This is a genomic window from Streptomyces sp. MZ04 (genome assembly GCF_004684775.1).
In the GTDB taxonomy this organism is placed as follows: Bacteria; Actinomycetota; Actinomycetes; order Streptomycetales; family Streptomycetaceae; genus Streptomyces.
Map to the genome: position 1 here is coordinate 1 of NZ_SRIC01000186.1, position 16,774 is coordinate 16,774.

Genomic DNA, 16,774 nt, shown 5'->3' on the forward strand with positions numbered 1-16,774 from the left:
CAAGTGATGAACCCCGCGTCGTCCCCCGCCAGATAGGCGACGAGCGAAGCCACCTCGTCGGCGGAGCCGAAGCGGGCCAGTGCCGTGGCCGCGCGCTGCGGATCGGCGAACGGGCCGTCCGCCGGGTTCATGTCCGTGTCGATCGCCCCGGGATGCACCACGTTCACCGTGATCCCGCGCCCCGCGAGCTCCCGCGCCAGCGGCTTGCTCATCCCCGAGAGCGCCGCCTTGCTCATCGCGTACAGCGTGCCGCCCGGCCCGCCGGCGTACCGCGCGAGAGCCGAGCCGGTCGAGATGATCCGGCCCCCGTCGGCAAGGCGCACGGCCGCCGCCTGCGAGGCGAGGAACACCGCGCGGACGTTGATGGCGAGCACCCGGTCGACATCGGAGAGCGCCAAGTCCCCGATGGGGCCGAGCACTCCGATGCCCGCGTTGTTCACCAGGATGTCGAGCCGGCCCAGATCATCCGCCGCGCGCTCCACCGCGCCCGCCGCGTCCCCGGGATCCGCCGCGTCCGCCTTGATGGCGAACCCCCGCTGCCCCGCCGACTCGATCTTGGCGACGACATCGAGAGCGGCGGTCTCCCCGGCGACGTACGTAATGGCGACATCGGCACCCTGCTGGGCCAGCCGCAACGCGATCGCGGCGCCGATACCGCGGCTGCCGCCGGTGACCAGAGCCGTCTTGCCGGTCAGTGAAGACATGTCGAAACCTCATCATCTACAGAGCGGGAGAAGTGCTTGCGTCTTCAATAGAAGCGGCCGGCGCGCGCCGTGGCTGGCGGGAAATGGACAGCGATTTCCGGGGAACCGCGCGACCAGCCACGACGGACCCGCGGACGAGTACCGCACTTCCCGCGGAGCGCACCGCCGGATACGGTGATCGCCCCACGTGAGAGCCGCCGAAGTCTCCACACCGCCGTATCCGTTGGAGACCGCGCCCGTGTCGACGCTCGCCGCCCCCGCCGCGCCCACCGCGCGCCGCGCCTGGCTCACCGATCTGCCCGTCCTGCTGGTGGCCGTGGTCTGGGGCGCCAGTTATCTCGCGGCGAAGGGCATCACGACCACGCACACCGTCGTCGCCGTCCTGGTGCTGCGCTTCGGCGTCGTGCTTCCGGCGCTCGTGGCGGCGGGATGGCGAGGGCTGCGCGCGCTGACGGCGCCGCAGTGGCGCGGCGCGGGGACGCTCGGGCTGATCCTGAGCGGGATCTTCCTCCTGGAGACCTACGGAGTCGTCCACACGTCGGCGACCAACGCGGGCCTCATCATCAGCCTCACCATGATCTTCACGCCGCTCGCCGAGGCCGCGGTGACGCGGAAGCGGCCGCCGCGCGCCTTCCTCGCGGCGGCCGGACTCTCCGTGCTCGGCGTGGTCCTGCTGACCCAGGGCGGCGGCTTCACGCGGCCCTCGCCGGGCGACGGCCTGATGCTGCTCGCGGCGCTCGCCCGCACCGTGCACGTCCTCGCGATGTCGCGCATCAAGGCCGTGCGGGACGCCGACTCGCTCTCCCTCACCACCGTCCAACTCGGCTCCGCCGTGGCCGTGTTCGCGGTCCTCGCCGGCGCGGGCACGGGGGAGAGCCCGTGGTCCGTCGCCGCGGACTTCGGCGTACGCGAGTGGGCGGGGCTGCTCTTCCTCTCCGTGTTCTGCACCCTCTTCGCCTTCTTCGTACAGATGTGGGCGGTGCGCAGGACCTCGCCGTCGCGCGTGAGCCTGCTGCTCGGCACGGAGCCGCTGTGGGCGGCGGCGGTGGGGATCGCGGTGGGCGGCGAACGGCTGGGTGTGGTGGGTCTGGTGGGAGGTGTGCTGGTTCTGGTGGGAACCAGCTGGGGCCGTCGGGCGCGGTGATACGTTCCGTGGTCGATCGAGGAGGGGGAGGCTCATGAACGAGCACTTCGAGCAGGAGTTCGCCGCGAGCGCGGAGAAGCGCCGCAACTGGGGCGGCACGCTGCTGTTGGTGGCGGGCGGCATCTGGGTCGTGCTCGCGTACCAGCTGATGATGCCGTTCGGTGACGGGGACGACGAGTACTCCGACGGCCGCAAGTGCCAGTCGATGCTGTTCTACGAGGGCGACGCCCCGACGTGGGACGAGGCCACGTGGGACGACTGCCGTGACGAGCGCCGGTGGCCCGAGATGCTGGGCTGGCTCGGACTCTCCGTGCCGCTCTCGGTCGTCGGCGCCGCGCTCTGGACCAGCGGGGCCACCAGCCTCCGTATGCGTGAGTACATGGCGGAACACCGCATCGCCACCGCGAAGAAGGACGCACCCGCGAAGAAGGACGCACCCGCGGAGAAGGACTGACCCGCGGAGAAGGACTGGCCCGTGGCGAAGGACTGACGAACCGTCGGCGGCACACGGTTAACTCCCGGAAAATTCACCGCACTTGAAGTTGACACGACAACCTCTACGCGCGTCACACTGGACCCATGCGAATCCCCCCACGCGTCGTCAGCGTCACAGCCCTCGCCGCCGCCCTGCTCGTCGGCGGCCCCGTCGCGGTCTCCGCGAACGCGGCGCCCGCACCGGCCCCCGCGTCGGCGTCCTACTCCATCGCCGCCGTCGGCGACATCTGCTACTCCGCCCTGCCCTCCCAGGCGCACGACACCCTCGACCTGATCGAGGCGGGCGGCCCTTACCCGTACCCGCAGGACGGCACGGTCTTCCAGAACAGGGAAGGCGTCCTGCCCTCGCAGAGCTCCGGCTACTACCACGAGTACACGGTCAAGACCCCTGGCTCACCGGACCGCGGCGCCCGCCGCATCGTGACCGGTGAGGAGAACCAGGAGGACTACTACACGGCGGACCACTACGAGTCCTTCGACCTGGTCGACTACGCCTGCTGAACCCACGGATGCGGTCAGCGGCCTAGCGCCCCTTCCGGCTCTCCGCGGCCGCGAACAGCGCGAACGCCAGCACGATGAGCGTGACGCTCGCGTAGATCTCGTAGCCGTCGAGGAACCCGATCCGCCGCACGACGCCCCAGCCGTCGAACCGGCCGGTCAGCTCGTGCGCCAGGGCCGCCACGCCCTGGATCAGGAGAAGGACACCGAACACCTCAAGTACCTGCTTCATACGGAAGAGCCTCGCCCCGTGGACTCCCCACGCACATCGGCCACGGGGCGAGGCTTCTTCCCGCCCGCCCGTCCGAAAGTCTCGACCTGCGCGACTTTCGTAGCCGATCACGTCCGCGGAGCGTTCCGCGCCCGCCGCGGTGCGTAGATTTGTCGACCATGAGCGGCGATGAACCCACCCGGTATCCCTTGGCCAGAAGCCCATGGGCGCTGCCGTCCGCCGTCGCCGCCGAGCTCGACCCGGACCGCCACGCGGGGCGCAGGCCCAAGCGGACGGTGCGCGACTGGCTTGTCGACTTCGCCTGCTTCTTCGTGGCCGTGATCATCGGCCTGGTGGCCGCCGATTCGGTCTCCGGCAACCCACACCTCTCCCGGACCGCCGCGGAACTCGACCAGCTGGTCGGCGCGCTCGCCTGCGCCACGGTCTGGCTGCGCAGGCGCTGGCCGGTCGGCCTCGCCGTCGCCATGGTGCCGGTCAGCCTGGTCTCCGACACGGCGGCCGGCGCCGCCGCGGTGGCGCTGTTCACCCTCGCGGTGCACCGGCCTTTCCGGTACGTGGCCTGGATCGGCGGGGTCTCGATCGCGATCGTGCCGCTCATGTACTGGCTGCGGCCCGACGCTGAGCTGCCGTACCTGGGCGTCGTCATCCTCGGCGTCCTGGTCAACGCCACCGTCATCGGCTGGGGCATGTTCGTGCGCTCCCGCCGGCAGCTGCTGCTCAGCCTGCGCGACCGCGCCGTCCGCGCCGAGAACGAGGCCGCGCTCCGCGCCGAACAGGCCCAGCGCCTGGCCCGCGAGGCCATCGCCCGCGAGATGCACGACGTCCTCGCCCACCGCCTCACCCTGCTCAGCGTGCACGCGGGCGCCCTCGAGTTCCGCCCCGACGCACCCCGTGAGGAGATCGCCCGCGCCGCCGGAGTCATCCGGGAGAGCGCGCACGAGGCGCTGCAGGACCTGCGGCAGGTGATCGGCGTCCTGCGCGGCGGCGACGGCGAGGCGTCGGGCCGCCCGCAGCCGACCCTCGCCGCCCTGGACACGCTGGTCGCCGAGTCGCGCGATGCGGGCATGAAGGTCGCGCTCGACCAGCGGGTCGGCGACGCCACCGCGGTGCCCGCCGCGACCGGCCGCACCGTGTACCGCATCGCCCAGGAGGCCCTGACCAACGCCCGCAAGCACGCCCCCGGCGCCGAGGTGACCGTCGCCGTGTCGGGGCGGCCCGGCGAGGGCCTCTCCGTCGTCGTGCGCAACCCGCCGCCGCCCGGCGACGTGCCGCACGTGCCCGGCTCGGGCCAGGGCCTGATCGGCCTCACCGAACGGGCCTCGCTCGCGGGCGGGCGGCTGCGGCACGGCACAGCGGCGGACGGCGGCTTCGAGGTCAGCGCCTGGCTGCCGTGGGCCCCGTGACGGAGGCCGTGCCTCCGCCTGGATACGATCAGCGGCCACATCGGGCGAGTCGGAGGACGCGGTGACGGGGGAGATACGGGCGGGGCGGCTTGCCCGCGCACGAGGAGCGGTACGCGGGCTCATCCGCACCCGGCGCCGGGCAGTGACTGCGGGCGCCGTGGTGCTGGCGCTCGCGGCGGGGCTCGGCACCTGGGCGTTCCAGGGGCCTTTGGACCCCAAGGACCGCTACTGCTGGGACGGTTGGGAAGAGGACAGCGGGCCCGCCATCCTCGGCGACGACGGTTTCACGGGCGACGACGGACACAGTCGTACGTCGAAGGGGGCCGCGCCCACGCCCGGGAAGCGGGCAGGCTCGTGCACCCTGGCCGTGCACTCGAGCCACACCTACTCCGACGGCGACACGAGCGTCCAGGACACCACGGTCACGGTGACCTACGGCCGGGCGCCCATGGCGGCGGAGGACCGCCTGGAGTGGCTGAACCGCTACCTCGGTGACGGCGCGATGCCGCTGCCGGACGGGCTCCCCGGTGCCGTCGACGCCGACCGCGGCCTGATCGTCCTTCCGAAGCGGTGCGACACGCGTGACGGGCGGCCCGGCGCGGTCACCCTCGACGCGCGGGAGCGCTCGGAGCCGGACGAGGTGCGCCCGAGGACGGCGGACCTGGGCGGCTCGCGCGCCGTCGCCGAACTCCTGGTGGCGGCCGCCAACCAGGGTATGGAGAAGGCGGGTTGCGCCCCGGCGAAGCCACTGCGCGTCACCTCGCCCCTGCTCACGCTGCCGGAGAAGCGGGAGACCTTCTACTCCGACCCCGCGTGCCGCATCAAGGGCCTCGACCTCGACCTGGACGACGACACGGAGGCCGACGTCGATTACCAAGTCGGCGCGGTCACCCGCGACATGCAGTCCTGCTCGGTACGGATCGGCCGCGACGACGCGGAGTACCTCGACGCCCTGATGGTCGCGCAGCCCCGGCTCGACGCGCTCCTCGTCGGCGTGACGGGCGAGAAGCCGCCCGCGCGCGGCTGGCGAGGCAAGGGCGTACTCGGCGCGGGACACCAGGTCGTACGGGCCCAGTGCGCGGGGCGCCCGACGACGTTCCTGATGCTGGGCTCCCCACAGCGGGAGTCGACGGGCCACTTCGCGGCGTTCAGCAATGCGGTGGCGCAGCGCCTCGGGTGCCCGGCGGTGGCACCGACGACGTCGGGTGAAGCCGGGGGGAACCACTGATGGCAGGGACCGAAGAGACCAGCGAGACGGCTGACGCGACAGGCGACACCCCGCCCCGCCCCTGGTGGCACTGGCGCCGCCGCACGCGCGGCCGGCTGCGCCCCGCGATCGCCGCCGCCGTCGCGGGAGCGCTGCTCGGCGGTGCGGGCGTGGCCTGGCAGGCGCAGGCGGGTCCCTTCGAGGAGGCCTCGGCGTGCTGGGGCGCGCTCAGCGAGGACGACGTGGCGGACCTGTTCCACGGCAAGCGGGACATCGAGGCGTCCGACGTGCCCGTCACCTCGGACCACATCTTCTCCGAGGGCCCCTCCGGACTGTGCCGCCTGAAGTCGCCGCGCGGCCGCCGCGTCACGGCCCAGGTGCATCAACTCGACACCCGGTTCGGCGGCTCGGGCGACAAGTGGGCCGACGAGTATCTCTCCGCGCGGATGACTCCGCTCGGCGGCGGACTCCTGGGCATGGCATCGGACACGCGCGCGTGGCTCGCGATTCCGGAGGGCTGCATCGGCAGGGCGGAGGAGGACGACGGGCCGCTGGTGATCGACATGGAGTCCGGCTGGACCACCTACGACGACGAGGTCGACACCGGCGAACGCGCCCGCCTCACCACCGCCCTGGTCAAGCTGGTCAACGGCTACCTGACCGAACAGGGCTGCCGCGGCGAGGTCACGGACCCGGCGGACCGGCTGCCGGCGCCCGCCCGCTTCCAGGACGAGAAGCCCGACGCGATCTGCGGCATCAAGGGCCTGCACATGCAAGGCATGCGGGACGCCGACAAGTACGAGCCGCCGCTGGTGACCAAGGGCGAAGGCCCCGTACGGACCTGCGACCGCGACGTGATCTTCGGCCATCCCCGGCTGCGGCTCATGACGGTCGAGGACCCGCGCCTCGCCGTGCTCTACCGGCAGTTGAAGTTCGACGGCGGCCGCAACGTCAAGGCGGTGGGCGGCGGCAAGGGTTCGGGCTTCCTGCGGGACGACTTCGGGTTCTTCCAGGCCGAGTGCCAGACGGGCGAGGTCACCTTCCTCATCCGCGCCGAGGACACGGGCCGCGCCGCCGACATCCGCACGCTGCTGCCCCGCTACGTGGCTTCGGAGTCGTCCCGCGTCGGCTGCGGCCCCCTTCGGATCAAGCTGCCCGCGTGACGTCGGAATCCGCTCTCCTACCTGGTTACGGTGGTCGTATGAACCCCATCAAGCTGCTGCTCGTCGACGACGACCCGCTGGTCCGCGCGGGCCTGTCGTTCATGCTCGGCGGCGCGGACGACATCGAGATCGTGGGTGAGGCGGGCGACGGCACGGAGGTCGTGGGCCTCGTCGCCGAACGCCGCCCCGACGTCGTCCTGATGGACATCCGCATGCCCACGATGGACGGCCTCGCGGCAACGGAGGCGTTGCGCAAACGCCCCGACGCCCCCGAGGTGATCGTCCTGACCACCTTCCACGCGGACGAGCAGGTGCTGCGGGCCCTGCGGGCGGGTGCCGCGGGGTTCGTCCTGAAGGACACCGCGCCCGCCGAGATCGTCGCGGCGGTGCGGGCGGTGGCGGCGGGGGAGCCGGTGCTCTCCCCTTCGGTGACGCAGCAGTTGATCACGCGGGTGACGGGGGCCGATCCCCAACAGGGCCGCAAGGAGCGGGCGTTGGAGCGGCTCGCGCTGCTTGGCGAGCGGGAGCGGGAGGTCGCGGTCGCGGTGGGGCGCGGGGCGTCCAACGCGGAGATCGCGGCGGAGCTGTTCCTGAGCGTGGCCACGGTGAAGGCGCATGTCTCCCGGATCCTGACGAAGCTGGACCTCAACAACCGTGTGCAGGTTGCGTTGTTGACGCATGATGCGGGGTTGTTGGACGGGGTGGAGTAGTTCCGGCCGGTGGCAAATTCAGCCTGTCCGGCGTTTGAGGACGAACTCGGCGAAGCCGGTGATCGACGGTGCGCAATCAACGGACGGAGCTCTCAGCCGCCTTCGACCTCCGTCAAGCGAACCACCCGTCCCTCCCGCCGGGAAGCCTCACACGCCTCCGCGATCCGCAACGCGGCAAGCGCCTCCCGGCCGTCGCACGGGTTCGCCCGCTCGCCCCGCACCACCTCGACGAACGCCGCGAGCTCCGCCTCGTACGCGGGCGCGAACCGCTCCAGGAACCCCGGCCAGGGCTTCTCCGGCGGCGGGGGGCCCGCCGGTTCCACGGACGACAGGGGCGTGCGGTCGTCGACGCCGACCGCGATCTGGTCGTCCTCGCCCGCCAGTTCCATGCGTACGTCGTAGCCCGCGCCGTTGCACCGCGTCGCGGTGGCCGTGGCGAGCGTGCCGTCGTCGAGGGTGAGGACCGCCGCGGCCGTGTCGACGTCGTCCGCCTCGCGGAACATCGCCGGTCCGGCGTCGGACCCGGTCGCGTACACCTGCGTCACCTCACGGCCCGTCACCCAGCGCAGCATGTCGAAGTCGTGGACCAGGCAGTCCCGGTAGAGCCCGCCCGACAGGGGGAGATACGCGGCCGGCGGCGGCGCCGGATCCGCGGTGATCGCGCGGACGGTGTGCAGCCGCCCGAGCCGCCCCGCGCGCACGGCCTCCCGCGCCGCCCGGTACCCCGCGTCGAAGCGCCGCTGGAAGCCCAGTTGAAGCACGGTCCCGGCGGACTCGACCTCCCGCAGTGCGGCGAGGGTGCCCGGCAGGTCGAGGGCGATGGGTTTCTCGCAGAAGACGGGGAGCCCGGCCCGCGCCGCCCTGCCGATCAGTTCGGCGTGCGCGGAGGTCGCCGCGGTGATCACCACCGCGTCCACGCCCCCGGTGAAGAGCTCGTCCACCGACGCGGCCGCCGTCGCCCCGATGCGGGACGCGAGGTCGCTCGCGCGCCCGGCGTCCGCGTCGGCGACGACCAGCGCCGCCACGTCCGGGTGCCGCCGCAGAGCCGCGGAGTGAAATGTGCCGATACGGCCCGTTCCGATGAGTCCGATGCGCATGGACCCACCCTCGCCAGGCCCGGCGGTGCTGTCAATCCTTTGTCCGGACAACAGAACTTCAGAACTTCCCGTCATCATTTCCTGGGGATACGCTCGGCCCGTGCCCAAATCAGCCGCCAAACCAGCCGTGGACCCGACCGTCTCCCTGCACCTCGGTGTCGATCGCAGCAGCCCGGTCCCGCTGTACTTCCAGCTGTCCCAGCAGCTGGAGGCGGCGATCGAGCGCGGCGCCCTCACGCCGGGCAGCCTGCTCGGCAACGAGATAGAACTCGCCGGACGCCTCGGCCTGTCCCGGCCGACCGTCCGCCAGGCCATCCAGTCGCTGGTCGACAAGGGGCTGCTCGTGCGGCGCAGGGGCGTGGGCACGCAGGTCGTGCACAGCCAGGTCAAGCGCCCGCTGGAGCTCAGCAGCCTGTACGACGACCTCGAAGCGGCCGGTCAGCGGCCCGAGACCCGCGTCCTGCTCAACACCGTCGAGCCCGCGTCCGCCGAGGTCGCGGCGGCCCTCGACGTCGCGGAGGGCGACGAGGTGCACCTGGTCGAGCGGCTCCGGCTCGCGCACGGGGAGCCCATGGCGTACCTGCGCAATCACATCCCGGCCGGGCTGCTCGAGCTCGACACCGCCCGCCTCGAGGCCACCGGCCTCTACCGCCTGATGCGGGCCGCGGGCATCACCCTGCACAGCGCCCGCCAGTCCGTCGGCGCCCGCGCAGCCACCGAGGCGGAGGGCGAGCTGCTCGGCGAGCCCGTGGGCGCCCCGCTGCTCACCATGCAGCGCACGACCTTCGACGACACGGGCCGCGCGGTCGAGTTCGGCTCGCACATCTACCGGGCCTCGCGCTACTCCTTCGAGTTCCAGCTCCTCGTACGGCCGTGACCCCCACGTACGCCTATGTCACCCACGTACGCCCATAACCCCCGTGCACATCACCGTCGTAAGAATGTTCTGACAAATCCATTGACGCTGCCGCGCACCCACCGCTAGAACTCCCCCAGCCGCACCGAGGCGGCCGGGAGAAGAGGTGGTCCCACCATGCGCACATCCCGCACGGCGACAGGTGTCGCGGCCTGCATCACGGTGATCGCCCTCGCGGCCGGATGCAGCAGCTCCGGCGGCAAGGGCGACGAGGACAAGTCGGGCGACGGGGGCGGCGGCAAGGGCGTGAACACGCCCCGCCTCAAGATCGCGATGGTGACGCACTCCGGCGAGGGCGACACGTTCTGGGACATCGTGCAGAGCGGCGCCAAGCAGGCGGCCCGCAAGGACAACGTCGAGTTCCTCTACTCCAACGACAAAGAGGCCAAGGGGCAGGCCGAGCTCGTCCAGTCGGCGATCGACAAGAAGGTCGACGGGATCGTCGTCACGCTCGCCAAGCCGGAGGCGATGAAGGCCGTACTCGGCAAGGCGGCCGACGCCGGGATACCGGTGGTCACGATCAACTCCGGAGGCGAGTTCTCCGCGAAGTTCGGGGCGCTGAGCCACATAGGCCAGGACGAGTCCGTGGCGGGCGAGGCCGTCGGCGAGCAGCTGAACAAGGACGGCAAGAAGAAGGCGCTCTGCGTCATCCACGAACAGGGCAACGTCTCCCTGGAGCAGCGCTGCGCGGGCGTCAAGAAGACGTTCGACGGCTCGGTCGAGAACCTCAACGTCGAGGGCACCAACGCGCCCGGCGCCCAGTCCTCCATCAGTGCGAAGCTCCAGGCCACGAAGGACATCGACGCGGTGGTCACCCTGGGCGCGCCCATCGCCGCCGTATCGGTGAAGGCCAAGGAGGACGCCGACAGCAAGGCGGAGGTCGACACCTTCGACCTCAACGCCGAGGTCGTCAAGCGCCTCAAGGCCAAGGAGGTCGGCTTCGCCGTCGACCAGCAGCCCTACCTCCAGGGCTACCTCGCCATCGACGAACTGTGGCTCTACAAGACCAACGCGAACGTCCTCGGCGGCGGCAAGCCCGTCCTCACCGGACCCGCGATCGTCACCGAGAAGGACGTGCCGAAGCTCGAGAAGTACACCGCCCGCGGTACCCGATGAACACATGCGTGATCCGCGTGGTCGATACTTGGGCGGCCGGGGCCGGGCATCCGGACCGGCCACACCGAGGAGCACAGCAAGAAGGGCACGGCGTCGTGGCAAGGGTTCAGACAGGGGTACGTGCGGTGGGCGCCGTGCTGGTCGCGGTGCTCGGGGTATCCCTTGCGGGGTGCAGCAGCACCGGTGGCAAGCGCGCGGAAGACGCCCGCAAAGCGGCGGCGGCACAGGGGAAGGCCGCGGTGAACACGCCGCGCTGGACCTTCGGGATGGTGACCCACTCGGGCGACGGCGACACGTTCTGGGACATCGTCCAGAACGGTGCCGAGCAGGCGGCCCGCAAGGACAACATCAAGTTCCTGTACGCCCATGACGACGAGGCTCAGCAGCAGGCCCAGCTCGTGGACTCCTACGTGGACAAGAAGGTCGACGGCATCATCGTGTCGCTGGCCAAGCCCGACGCGATGAAGGGCCCGCTGGCCCGCGCCAAGAAGGCCGGCATCCCGGTGATCACGGTGAACTCGGGCTCCGCGGAGTCCAAGGAGTTCGGCGCGCTCACCCACATCGGCCAGGACGAGACGATCGCGGGCGAGGCCGTCGGCGAGGAGCTCAACAAGCGCGGCAAGAAGAAGGCGCTCTGCATCCTGCACGAGCAGGGCAACGTCGGCCACGAGCAGCGCTGCGACGGCGCGGAGAAGACCTTCGACGGCAAGCTGCAGAACCTGTACGTGACGGGCACGAACATGCCCGACGTGCAGTCGTCCATCGAGGCCAGGCTGCAGTCCGACAAGGACATCGACGCGGTCGTCACCCTCGGCGCACCCTTCGCGGACGCCGCGGTGAAGGCCAAGGACGGCGCGGGCAGCAAGGCGGAGATCGACACCTTCGACCTGAACGAGAAGGTCGCGGCCGGCCTCAAGTCCGGCGCCCTCGGCTTCGCCGTCGACCAGCAGCCCTACCTCCAGGGCTACGAGGCCGTCGACCTGCTGTGGCTGTACAAGTACAACGCCGACGTACTCGGCGGCGGCAAGCCGGTCCTCACCGGACCGCAGATCATCACCAAGGACCAGGCCGCCGAGCTGGAGGATTACGCGAAGCGAGGTACCCGATGACAGCGACCGCACCCGCGCCCGCCCCTTCCCCGGACACCAAGACGGACGAGCGCCTCCTGAAGACCTCGCCGCTGAAGAAGCTGATGGGCCGCCCCGAGCTCGGCTCGGTCGTCGGCGCCATCGCGGTCTTCCTCTTCTTCGCGATCGTCGCGGACAGCTTCCTGCAGGCCAACAGCCTCGCCACGGTCCTCTACGCCGCGTCGACGATCGGCATCATGGCGGTGCCGGTGGCGCTCCTGATGATCGGCGGCGAGTTCGACCTGTCGGCGGGCGTCATGGTGACGACGTCCGCGCTGATCTCGTCGATGTTCAGCTACCAGATGACGGCGAACGTCTGGGTGGGCGTGGTGGTCTCCCTCCTGGCCACCCTCGCGGTCGGCGTCTTCAACGGCGTCATGCTGACCCGCACCGACCCGCCGAGCTTCATCATCACGCTCGGTACGTTCCTGATGCTGACCGGCATGAACCTCGGCTTCACCAAGCTGATCAGCGGCACGGTCTCCACGAAGTCGATCGCGGACATGGAGGGCTTCTCCTCCGCCAAGGACGTCTTCGCCTCGACGATCACCATCGGCGGCGTCGACTTCAAGATCACGATCGTCTGGTGGCTGGCCCTGATCGCGGTGGCCACCTGGATCCTGCTGCGCACCCGCGTCGGCAACTGGATCTTCGCGGTCGGCGGCGGCGAGGACGCGGCCCGCGCGGTGGGCGTCCCGGTCGCGGCGACCAAGATCGGCCTCTACATGGGCGTCGCCTTCGGTGCCTGGATCTCCGGCCAGCACCTGCTCTTCTCGTACGACGTCGTCCAGTCCGGCGAGGGCGTCGGCAACGAGCTGATCTACATCATCGCGGCCGTCATCGGCGGCTGCCTGATCACCGGCGGCTACGGCTCCGCGGTCGGCGCGGCCGTCGGCGCGCTGATCTTCGGCATGGTCAGCAAGGGCATCGTGTTCGCCGAGTGGAACCCCGACTGGTTCAAGTTCTTCCTCGGAGTGATGCTGCTCCTGGCGACCCTGCTCAACCACTGGGTCCGCAAGCGCGCGGAGGCGACGAAGTGACCGAGACACCGACCGACGCCGTGCCAAAGGCCCAGGCCCGCACCCCGCTCGTCGAGCTCGACGACGTCAGCAAGTACTACGGCAACATCCGCGCCCTCGAAGGGGTCTCCCTGGAGGTCCACGCGGGCGAGATCTCCTGCGTCCTCGGCGACAACGGCGCGGGCAAATCAACCCTGATCAAGATCATCGCGGGCCTGCACCAGCACGACGCGGGCGCGTTCCGCATCGAGGGCGATGACGCGAAGCTGTCCTCGCCCCGCGAGGCCCTGGACCGCGGCATCGCCACGGTCTACCAGGACCTCGCGGTCGTCCCCCTCATGCCGGTCTGGCGCAACTTCTTCCTCGGCTCGGAGCCGACGAAGGGCGCGGGCCCCTTCCGCCGCATGGACGTCGACTTCATGCGCGAGACGACCCGCGCGGAACTGCTCCGCATGGGCATCGACCTGCGCGACGTCGACCAGCCCATCGGCACCCTGTCGGGCGGCGAGCGCCAGTGCGTGGCGATCGCGCGCGCCGTCTACTTCGGCGCGAAGGTCCTGGTCCTCGACGAGCCGACGGCGGCGCTGGGCGTCAAGCAGTCGGGCGTCGTCCTGAAGTACGTGGCGGCGGCGCGGGACGCCGGCCTCGGCGTGGTCTTGATCACCCACAACCCGCATCACGCGTACCTGGTCGGCAACCGCTTCGTCCTCCTGAAGCGCGGCACCATGTTCGGCAGCTACGCCCGCGACGAGGTGACCCTGGACGAACTGACCCGCCAGATGGCGGGCGGCTCCGAGCTGGACGACTTGCGGCACGAACTCGAGGGACGCTGAGGGAGCGCCCCGCCAGGGGCGCGGGGAACTGCGCGACCAGCCACGACGAACCCGCAGCCGGGAAGCGAGACGCGAGAGCATCCCCGAGCCCAGGGTCCATTGTGCGCGCCCCCGCGAGAGTGAGGCAGAATCGCCGCAATGAGCACCTACCGCGACCTAGCCCACCGCGGCTCCGCACGAGCCACCGTCCTGCGGACCGTGGGCACGCGTGAGCGCCGATCGCATCTGACGGCGCCCCGCGTGCCCACCGTAGGCATCGACATCGGCGGCACGAAGGTGATGGCGGGCGTCGTCGACGCCGACGGCAACATCCTGGAGACGCTCCGCACGGAGACCCCGGACAAGTCCAAGAGCCCCAAGGTCGTCGAGGACACCATCGTCGAGCTGGTCCTTGACCTCTCCGACCGGCACGACGTACACGCGGTCGGCATCGGCGCGGCGGGCTGGGTCGACGCGGACCGCAACCGCGTCCTGTTCGCCCCGCACCTCTCCTGGCGCAACGAACCCCTCCGCGACCGCATCTCGGGCCGCCTCGCGGTCCCCGTGCTCGTCGACAACGACGCGAACACGGCCGCGTGGGCGGAGTGGCGCTTCGGCGCGGCCCGTGGCGAGGACCACCTGGTCATGATCACGCTCGGCACCGGCATCGGCGGCGCGATCCTGGAGGACGGCCAGGTCAAGCGCGGCAAGTTCGGCGTGGCAGGCGAATTCGGCCATATGCAGGTCGTACCCGGCGGCCACCGCTGCCCGTGCGGCAACCGCGGTTGCTGGGAGCAGTACAGCTCGGGCAACGCGCTGGTCAGGGAGGCCCGCGAGCTCGCAGCGGCCGACTCCCCGGTGGCGTACGGCCTGATCGAACGGGTCAAGGGCAACATCCCCGACATCTCGGGCCCGCTGATCACCGAGCTGGCCCGCGAGGGTGACGCGATGTGCGTCGAGCTGTTCCAGGACATCGGCCAGTGGCTCGGCGTCGGCATCGCGAACCTCGCCGCCGCCCTCGACCCCTCCTGCTTCGTGATCGGCGGCGGCGTCAGCGCGGCCGACGACCTCCTCATCGGCCCGGCCCGCGACGCCTTCCGCCGCCACCTCACAGGGCGCGGCTACCGCCCCGAGGCCCGCATCGCCCGCGCCCAGCTGGGCCCCGAGGCGGGCATGGTGGGCGCCGCCGACCTGGCCCGTCTGGTCGCCCGCCGCTTCCGCCGCGCCAACCGCCGCCGCGTGGAGCGCTACGAACGCTATGAGCGGTACGCCGAAGCGCGCCGCTCCAACAACCGCACCTCTCAGGGAACCCAGTAAGCAGATGACCGTGCCCCGCCAGCCCTCGTCCCCGGACTCCCCGGACTCCCCGGATTCCCCGGACGAGGGCAAGCGTCCCCCTGAGGACCGCCGCCACATGATCCGCCGCCGCTGGCTGACGGCGACGATCATCGTCCTGCTCATCGGCGTGCCCGCCGGCTATCTGGTGATCTCGGCCAACCAGAGCCGCAACAGCGGGCGCGACAAGGAGGCCAAGTACTCCGCGACGGGCCTCACGGCGGGCTGGCCCTCCAAGGTGCAGCGCCGCCTGTACGACGTGCCGATCCCGCCGTACTCCAGGGAAGTCGCGTACTACGAGACGAACAACTGGCGCACCAGCCGCCTGTACGCCCAGTTCCTGACGAGCAACAAGGGCCTGGACAAGTTCCTCAAGCAGATCGGCTCGAGCACCGCCGACCTGGAGAAGAACGACATCACGATCAGCAAGCGCGACCGCAAGGTCGTCGGCTGGGAGTTCACGGACCCGGGCCCCTGGTACGGCCTCACCCACGAACAGAAGGACCCGATCCCGACCCTGGACGTCGTGGTGAACCGCGCCAACCCGGACCACCCGATGGTGTACGTGGTGTCGACGACGACGCCGTAGAGGACCGAGGGCCGACCACAACTGGCGCAATCAGGCCGCTGGTCGGGCGCTCCGGGGCTCGTACGATGACGCGCATGATCTCCGAAGAGGCGTACGACAGGCGGCGAAAGGCCCAGTGGCTCGCGGGGGAGGCCCGCGCGGCCGGGGTGGCGCGCAGGGACATGCTGCGGCTGCTCGCGGCGGCGGGCGGGGCATCGACGCTGGCCATGGCCGCCCCCGGGGCGACGGCAGCGACAGGCTCCCCGAGCGCCGCCGCACCCGGAATAGTGAAACCGCTCCCCGCGGACCGCTTCACGATCCGGGGCACGAACGCGGAGACAGAGTTCGCGTCACTCGCGGAGACGGGCTACCACACCCCCGTCTCCCACTTCTTCGTACGCAACCACACGTCGACCCCGCGCCTGGACGCGAAGACGTGGACCCTGAAGATCTGGGGCGACGGACTCCGGGGCGGTCCAAGGGAGTTCACCCTCCCCGACCTCAAGCGCCTCCCACCCGTGTCGCTCACGGCCTTCGTCGAATGCGCGGGCAACGGCCGCAGCTTCTTCGCGACGCAACAGGGCAGCCCCGTCTCCGGCACCCCCTGGACCCTGGGCGCGATCGGCAACGCCCGCTGGCGCGGGGTACGCCTCGGCGACGTCCTGCGCCTGGCCGGAGTCTCACGCCACGCGGTGGACGTGATGCCGCGAGGCCTGGACGCGGACTACGTCACGGACGACGGCACGAACCTGGGCCGGGTCCGCCGCCCCCTGCCCCTCTCCAAGGCAATGGACGACGTGATCCTCGCGTACGAGATGAACGACGCCCCGCTCCCACCGGACCACGGCTACCCGGTCAGACTCCTGGCCCCGTCTTGGGTGGGCATCGCCTCGATCAAATGGCTGGGCGACATAGAGATCTCCACAACCCCCCTCTACTCACCCTGGAACACGGTCTTCTACCGCCTGTTCGGCGAGGCGTACCCGGAGGAGGGCGGCCCCGTGGTGACCCGCCAAACGCTCAAGTCCGCCTTCGAACTCCCGTGGAACGCAAGGCTCCAGGCAGCCAGAACCCACCGCCTCACCGGCCGCTCCTGGTCGGCGTCCGGCGCCATCACCCGGGTCGACATCAGCACGGACGAGGGCACCACCTGGCACCCCGCCCACCTCAACGACAAGCCCCGCACCTCCAGTTGGACCCGCTGGACCACCCCCTGGCACCCCAAAAC

Annotated in this window: 18 protein-coding genes; 15 read left to right on the forward strand and 3 right to left on the reverse strand. The window is 71.0% G+C overall.

Going from position 1 to position 16,774, the window contains the following annotated elements:
- The coding region (locus E2651_RS29560) for an SDR family oxidoreductase (protein ID WP_135334309.1) at positions 1 to 704 on the reverse strand (704 nt) is incomplete at its 3' end.
- 238 nt (positions 705 to 942) lie between these two features.
- Between E2651_RS29560 and E2651_RS29565 the strand changes: the two genes are divergently transcribed.
- From E2651_RS29565 to E2651_RS29575, 3 genes are all read left to right on the forward strand, one after another.
- The gene (locus E2651_RS29565; protein ID WP_135334323.1) at positions 943 to 1,848 is read left to right on the forward strand and encodes a DMT family transporter; all 906 of its coding nucleotides are present in this window, start codon (positions 943 to 945) and stop codon (positions 1,846 to 1,848) included.
- 34 nt (positions 1,849 to 1,882) lie between these two features.
- Entirely contained in the window at positions 1,883 to 2,302 is a 420-nt protein-coding gene (locus E2651_RS44220) for a hypothetical protein (RefSeq protein ID WP_167828928.1), read from the forward strand.
- Positions 2,303 to 2,427: 125 nt separating this feature from the next.
- On the forward strand, positions 2,428 to 2,844 hold the full coding sequence (locus tag E2651_RS29575; protein ID WP_135334311.1) for a ribonuclease: 417 nt from the start codon (positions 2,428 to 2,430) through the stop codon (positions 2,842 to 2,844).
- Between the two features lie 22 nt (positions 2,845 to 2,866).
- Here E2651_RS29575 and E2651_RS29580 read toward each other — a convergent pair whose 3' ends face one another.
- A complete protein-coding gene (locus E2651_RS29580) occupies positions 2,867 to 3,073 on the reverse strand; it encodes a hypothetical protein (RefSeq protein WP_135334312.1) in 207 nt (68 codons plus the stop codon).
- A gap of 158 nt (positions 3,074 to 3,231) precedes the next feature.
- On the opposite strand from E2651_RS29580, the gene E2651_RS29585 reads away from it, so the two are divergent.
- The 4 genes from E2651_RS29585 (at position 3,232) to E2651_RS29600 (ending at position 7,556) form a co-directional block, all read left to right on the forward strand.
- The gene (locus E2651_RS29585) at positions 3,232 to 4,476 is read left to right on the forward strand and encodes a histidine kinase (protein WP_209446281.1); all 1,245 of its coding nucleotides are present in this window, start codon (positions 3,232 to 3,234) and stop codon (positions 4,474 to 4,476) included.
- A 61-nt stretch (positions 4,477 to 4,537) separates the two neighbouring features.
- Positions 4,538 to 5,704, forward strand: coding sequence for a hypothetical protein (locus E2651_RS29590; protein ID WP_245239324.1), 1,167 nt, complete (start codon positions 4,538 to 4,540; stop codon positions 5,702 to 5,704).
- Positions 5,704 to 6,846 (forward strand): hypothetical protein, encoded by a 1,143-nt coding sequence (locus E2651_RS29595; RefSeq protein WP_135334314.1) that lies wholly within the window; start codon positions 5,704 to 5,706, stop codon positions 6,844 to 6,846. The genes E2651_RS29590 and E2651_RS29595 overlap by 1 nt, the downstream gene beginning before the upstream one ends.
- 38 nt (positions 6,847 to 6,884) lie before the next feature.
- Positions 6,885 to 7,556 carry a response regulator transcription factor gene (locus E2651_RS29600; protein ID WP_135334315.1) on the forward strand — a complete coding sequence of 224 codons (672 nt, stop codon included), beginning with the start codon at positions 6,885 to 6,887 and terminating at the stop codon, positions 7,554 to 7,556.
- 92 nt (positions 7,557 to 7,648) lie between these two features.
- On the opposite strand, the gene E2651_RS29605 is transcribed toward E2651_RS29600, so the two are convergent.
- Entirely contained in the window at positions 7,649 to 8,653 is a 1,005-nt protein-coding gene (locus tag E2651_RS29605; protein ID WP_135334316.1) for a Gfo/Idh/MocA family oxidoreductase, read from the reverse strand.
- A gap of 127 nt (positions 8,654 to 8,780) precedes the next feature.
- Here E2651_RS29605 and E2651_RS29610 point away from each other — a divergent pair, with 127 nt between their 5' ends.
- From E2651_RS29610 to E2651_RS29645, 8 genes are all read left to right on the forward strand, one after another.
- On the forward strand, positions 8,781 to 9,530 hold the full coding sequence (locus tag E2651_RS29610; RefSeq protein WP_135334325.1) for a GntR family transcriptional regulator: 750 nt from the start codon (positions 8,781 to 8,783) through the stop codon (positions 9,528 to 9,530).
- Positions 9,531 to 9,686: 156 nt separating this feature from the next.
- Entirely contained in the window at positions 9,687 to 10,685 is a 999-nt protein-coding gene (locus tag E2651_RS29615; RefSeq protein ID WP_135334317.1) for a sugar ABC transporter substrate-binding protein, read from the forward strand.
- A 95-nt stretch (positions 10,686 to 10,780) separates the two neighbouring features.
- Positions 10,781 to 11,794 carry a sugar ABC transporter substrate-binding protein gene (locus E2651_RS29620; RefSeq protein WP_245239325.1) on the forward strand — a complete coding sequence of 338 codons (1,014 nt, stop codon included), beginning with the start codon at positions 10,781 to 10,783 and terminating at the stop codon, positions 11,792 to 11,794.
- Positions 11,791 to 12,852 carry an ABC transporter permease gene (locus tag E2651_RS29625; RefSeq protein ID WP_135334319.1) on the forward strand — a complete coding sequence of 354 codons (1,062 nt, stop codon included), beginning with the start codon at positions 11,791 to 11,793 and terminating at the stop codon, positions 12,850 to 12,852. The genes E2651_RS29620 and E2651_RS29625 overlap by 4 nt, the downstream gene beginning before the upstream one ends.
- On the forward strand, positions 12,849 to 13,664 hold the full coding sequence (locus E2651_RS29630; protein WP_245239326.1) for an ATP-binding cassette domain-containing protein: 816 nt from the start codon (positions 12,849 to 12,851) through the stop codon (positions 13,662 to 13,664). The genes E2651_RS29625 and E2651_RS29630 overlap by 4 nt, the downstream gene beginning before the upstream one ends.
- Before the next feature lie 138 nt (positions 13,665 to 13,802).
- The gene (locus tag E2651_RS29635) at positions 13,803 to 14,960 is read left to right on the forward strand and encodes an ROK family glucokinase (protein ID WP_135334320.1); all 1,158 of its coding nucleotides are present in this window, start codon (positions 13,803 to 13,805) and stop codon (positions 14,958 to 14,960) included.
- Positions 14,961 to 14,964: 4 nt separating this feature from the next.
- Entirely contained in the window at positions 14,965 to 15,567 is a 603-nt protein-coding gene (locus tag E2651_RS29640) for a sugar kinase (RefSeq protein ID WP_135334321.1), read from the forward strand.
- 65 nt (positions 15,568 to 15,632) lie between these two features.
- Positions 15,633 to 16,774, forward strand: a 1,142-nt coding sequence (locus E2651_RS29645; protein ID WP_135334322.1) for a molybdopterin-dependent oxidoreductase, incomplete at its 3' end; no start/stop codon positions are given.

Bases quoted from the DNA above. Each gene is read 5' to 3' on its own strand.
- E2651_RS44220 (WP_167828928.1), top strand. From the start codon at position 1,883: ATGAACGAGCACTTCGAGCAGGAGTTCGCCGCGAGCGCGGAGAAGCGC.
- E2651_RS29575 (WP_135334311.1), top strand. From the start codon at position 2,428: ATGCGAATCCCCCCACGCGTCGTCAGCGTCACAGCCCTCGCCGCCGCC.
- E2651_RS29580 (WP_135334312.1), bottom strand. From the start codon at position 3,073: ATGAAGCAGGTACTTGAGGTGTTCGGTGTCCTTCTCCTGATCCAGGGC.
- E2651_RS29585 (WP_209446281.1), top strand. From the start codon at position 3,232: ATGAGCGGCGATGAACCCACCCGGTATCCCTTGGCCAGAAGCCCATGG.
- E2651_RS29595 (WP_135334314.1), top strand. From the start codon at position 5,704: ATGGCAGGGACCGAAGAGACCAGCGAGACGGCTGACGCGACAGGCGAC.
- E2651_RS29600 (WP_135334315.1), top strand. From the start codon at position 6,885: ATGAACCCCATCAAGCTGCTGCTCGTCGACGACGACCCGCTGGTCCGC.
- E2651_RS29605 (WP_135334316.1), bottom strand. From the start codon at position 8,653: ATGCGCATCGGACTCATCGGAACGGGCCGTATCGGCACATTTCACTCC.
- E2651_RS29615 (WP_135334317.1), top strand. From the start codon at position 9,687: ATGCGCACATCCCGCACGGCGACAGGTGTCGCGGCCTGCATCACGGTG.
- E2651_RS29625 (WP_135334319.1), top strand. From the start codon at position 11,791: ATGACAGCGACCGCACCCGCGCCCGCCCCTTCCCCGGACACCAAGACG.
- E2651_RS29635 (WP_135334320.1), top strand. From the start codon at position 13,803: ATGAGCACCTACCGCGACCTAGCCCACCGCGGCTCCGCACGAGCCACC.
- E2651_RS29640 (WP_135334321.1), top strand. From the start codon at position 14,965: ATGACCGTGCCCCGCCAGCCCTCGTCCCCGGACTCCCCGGACTCCCCG.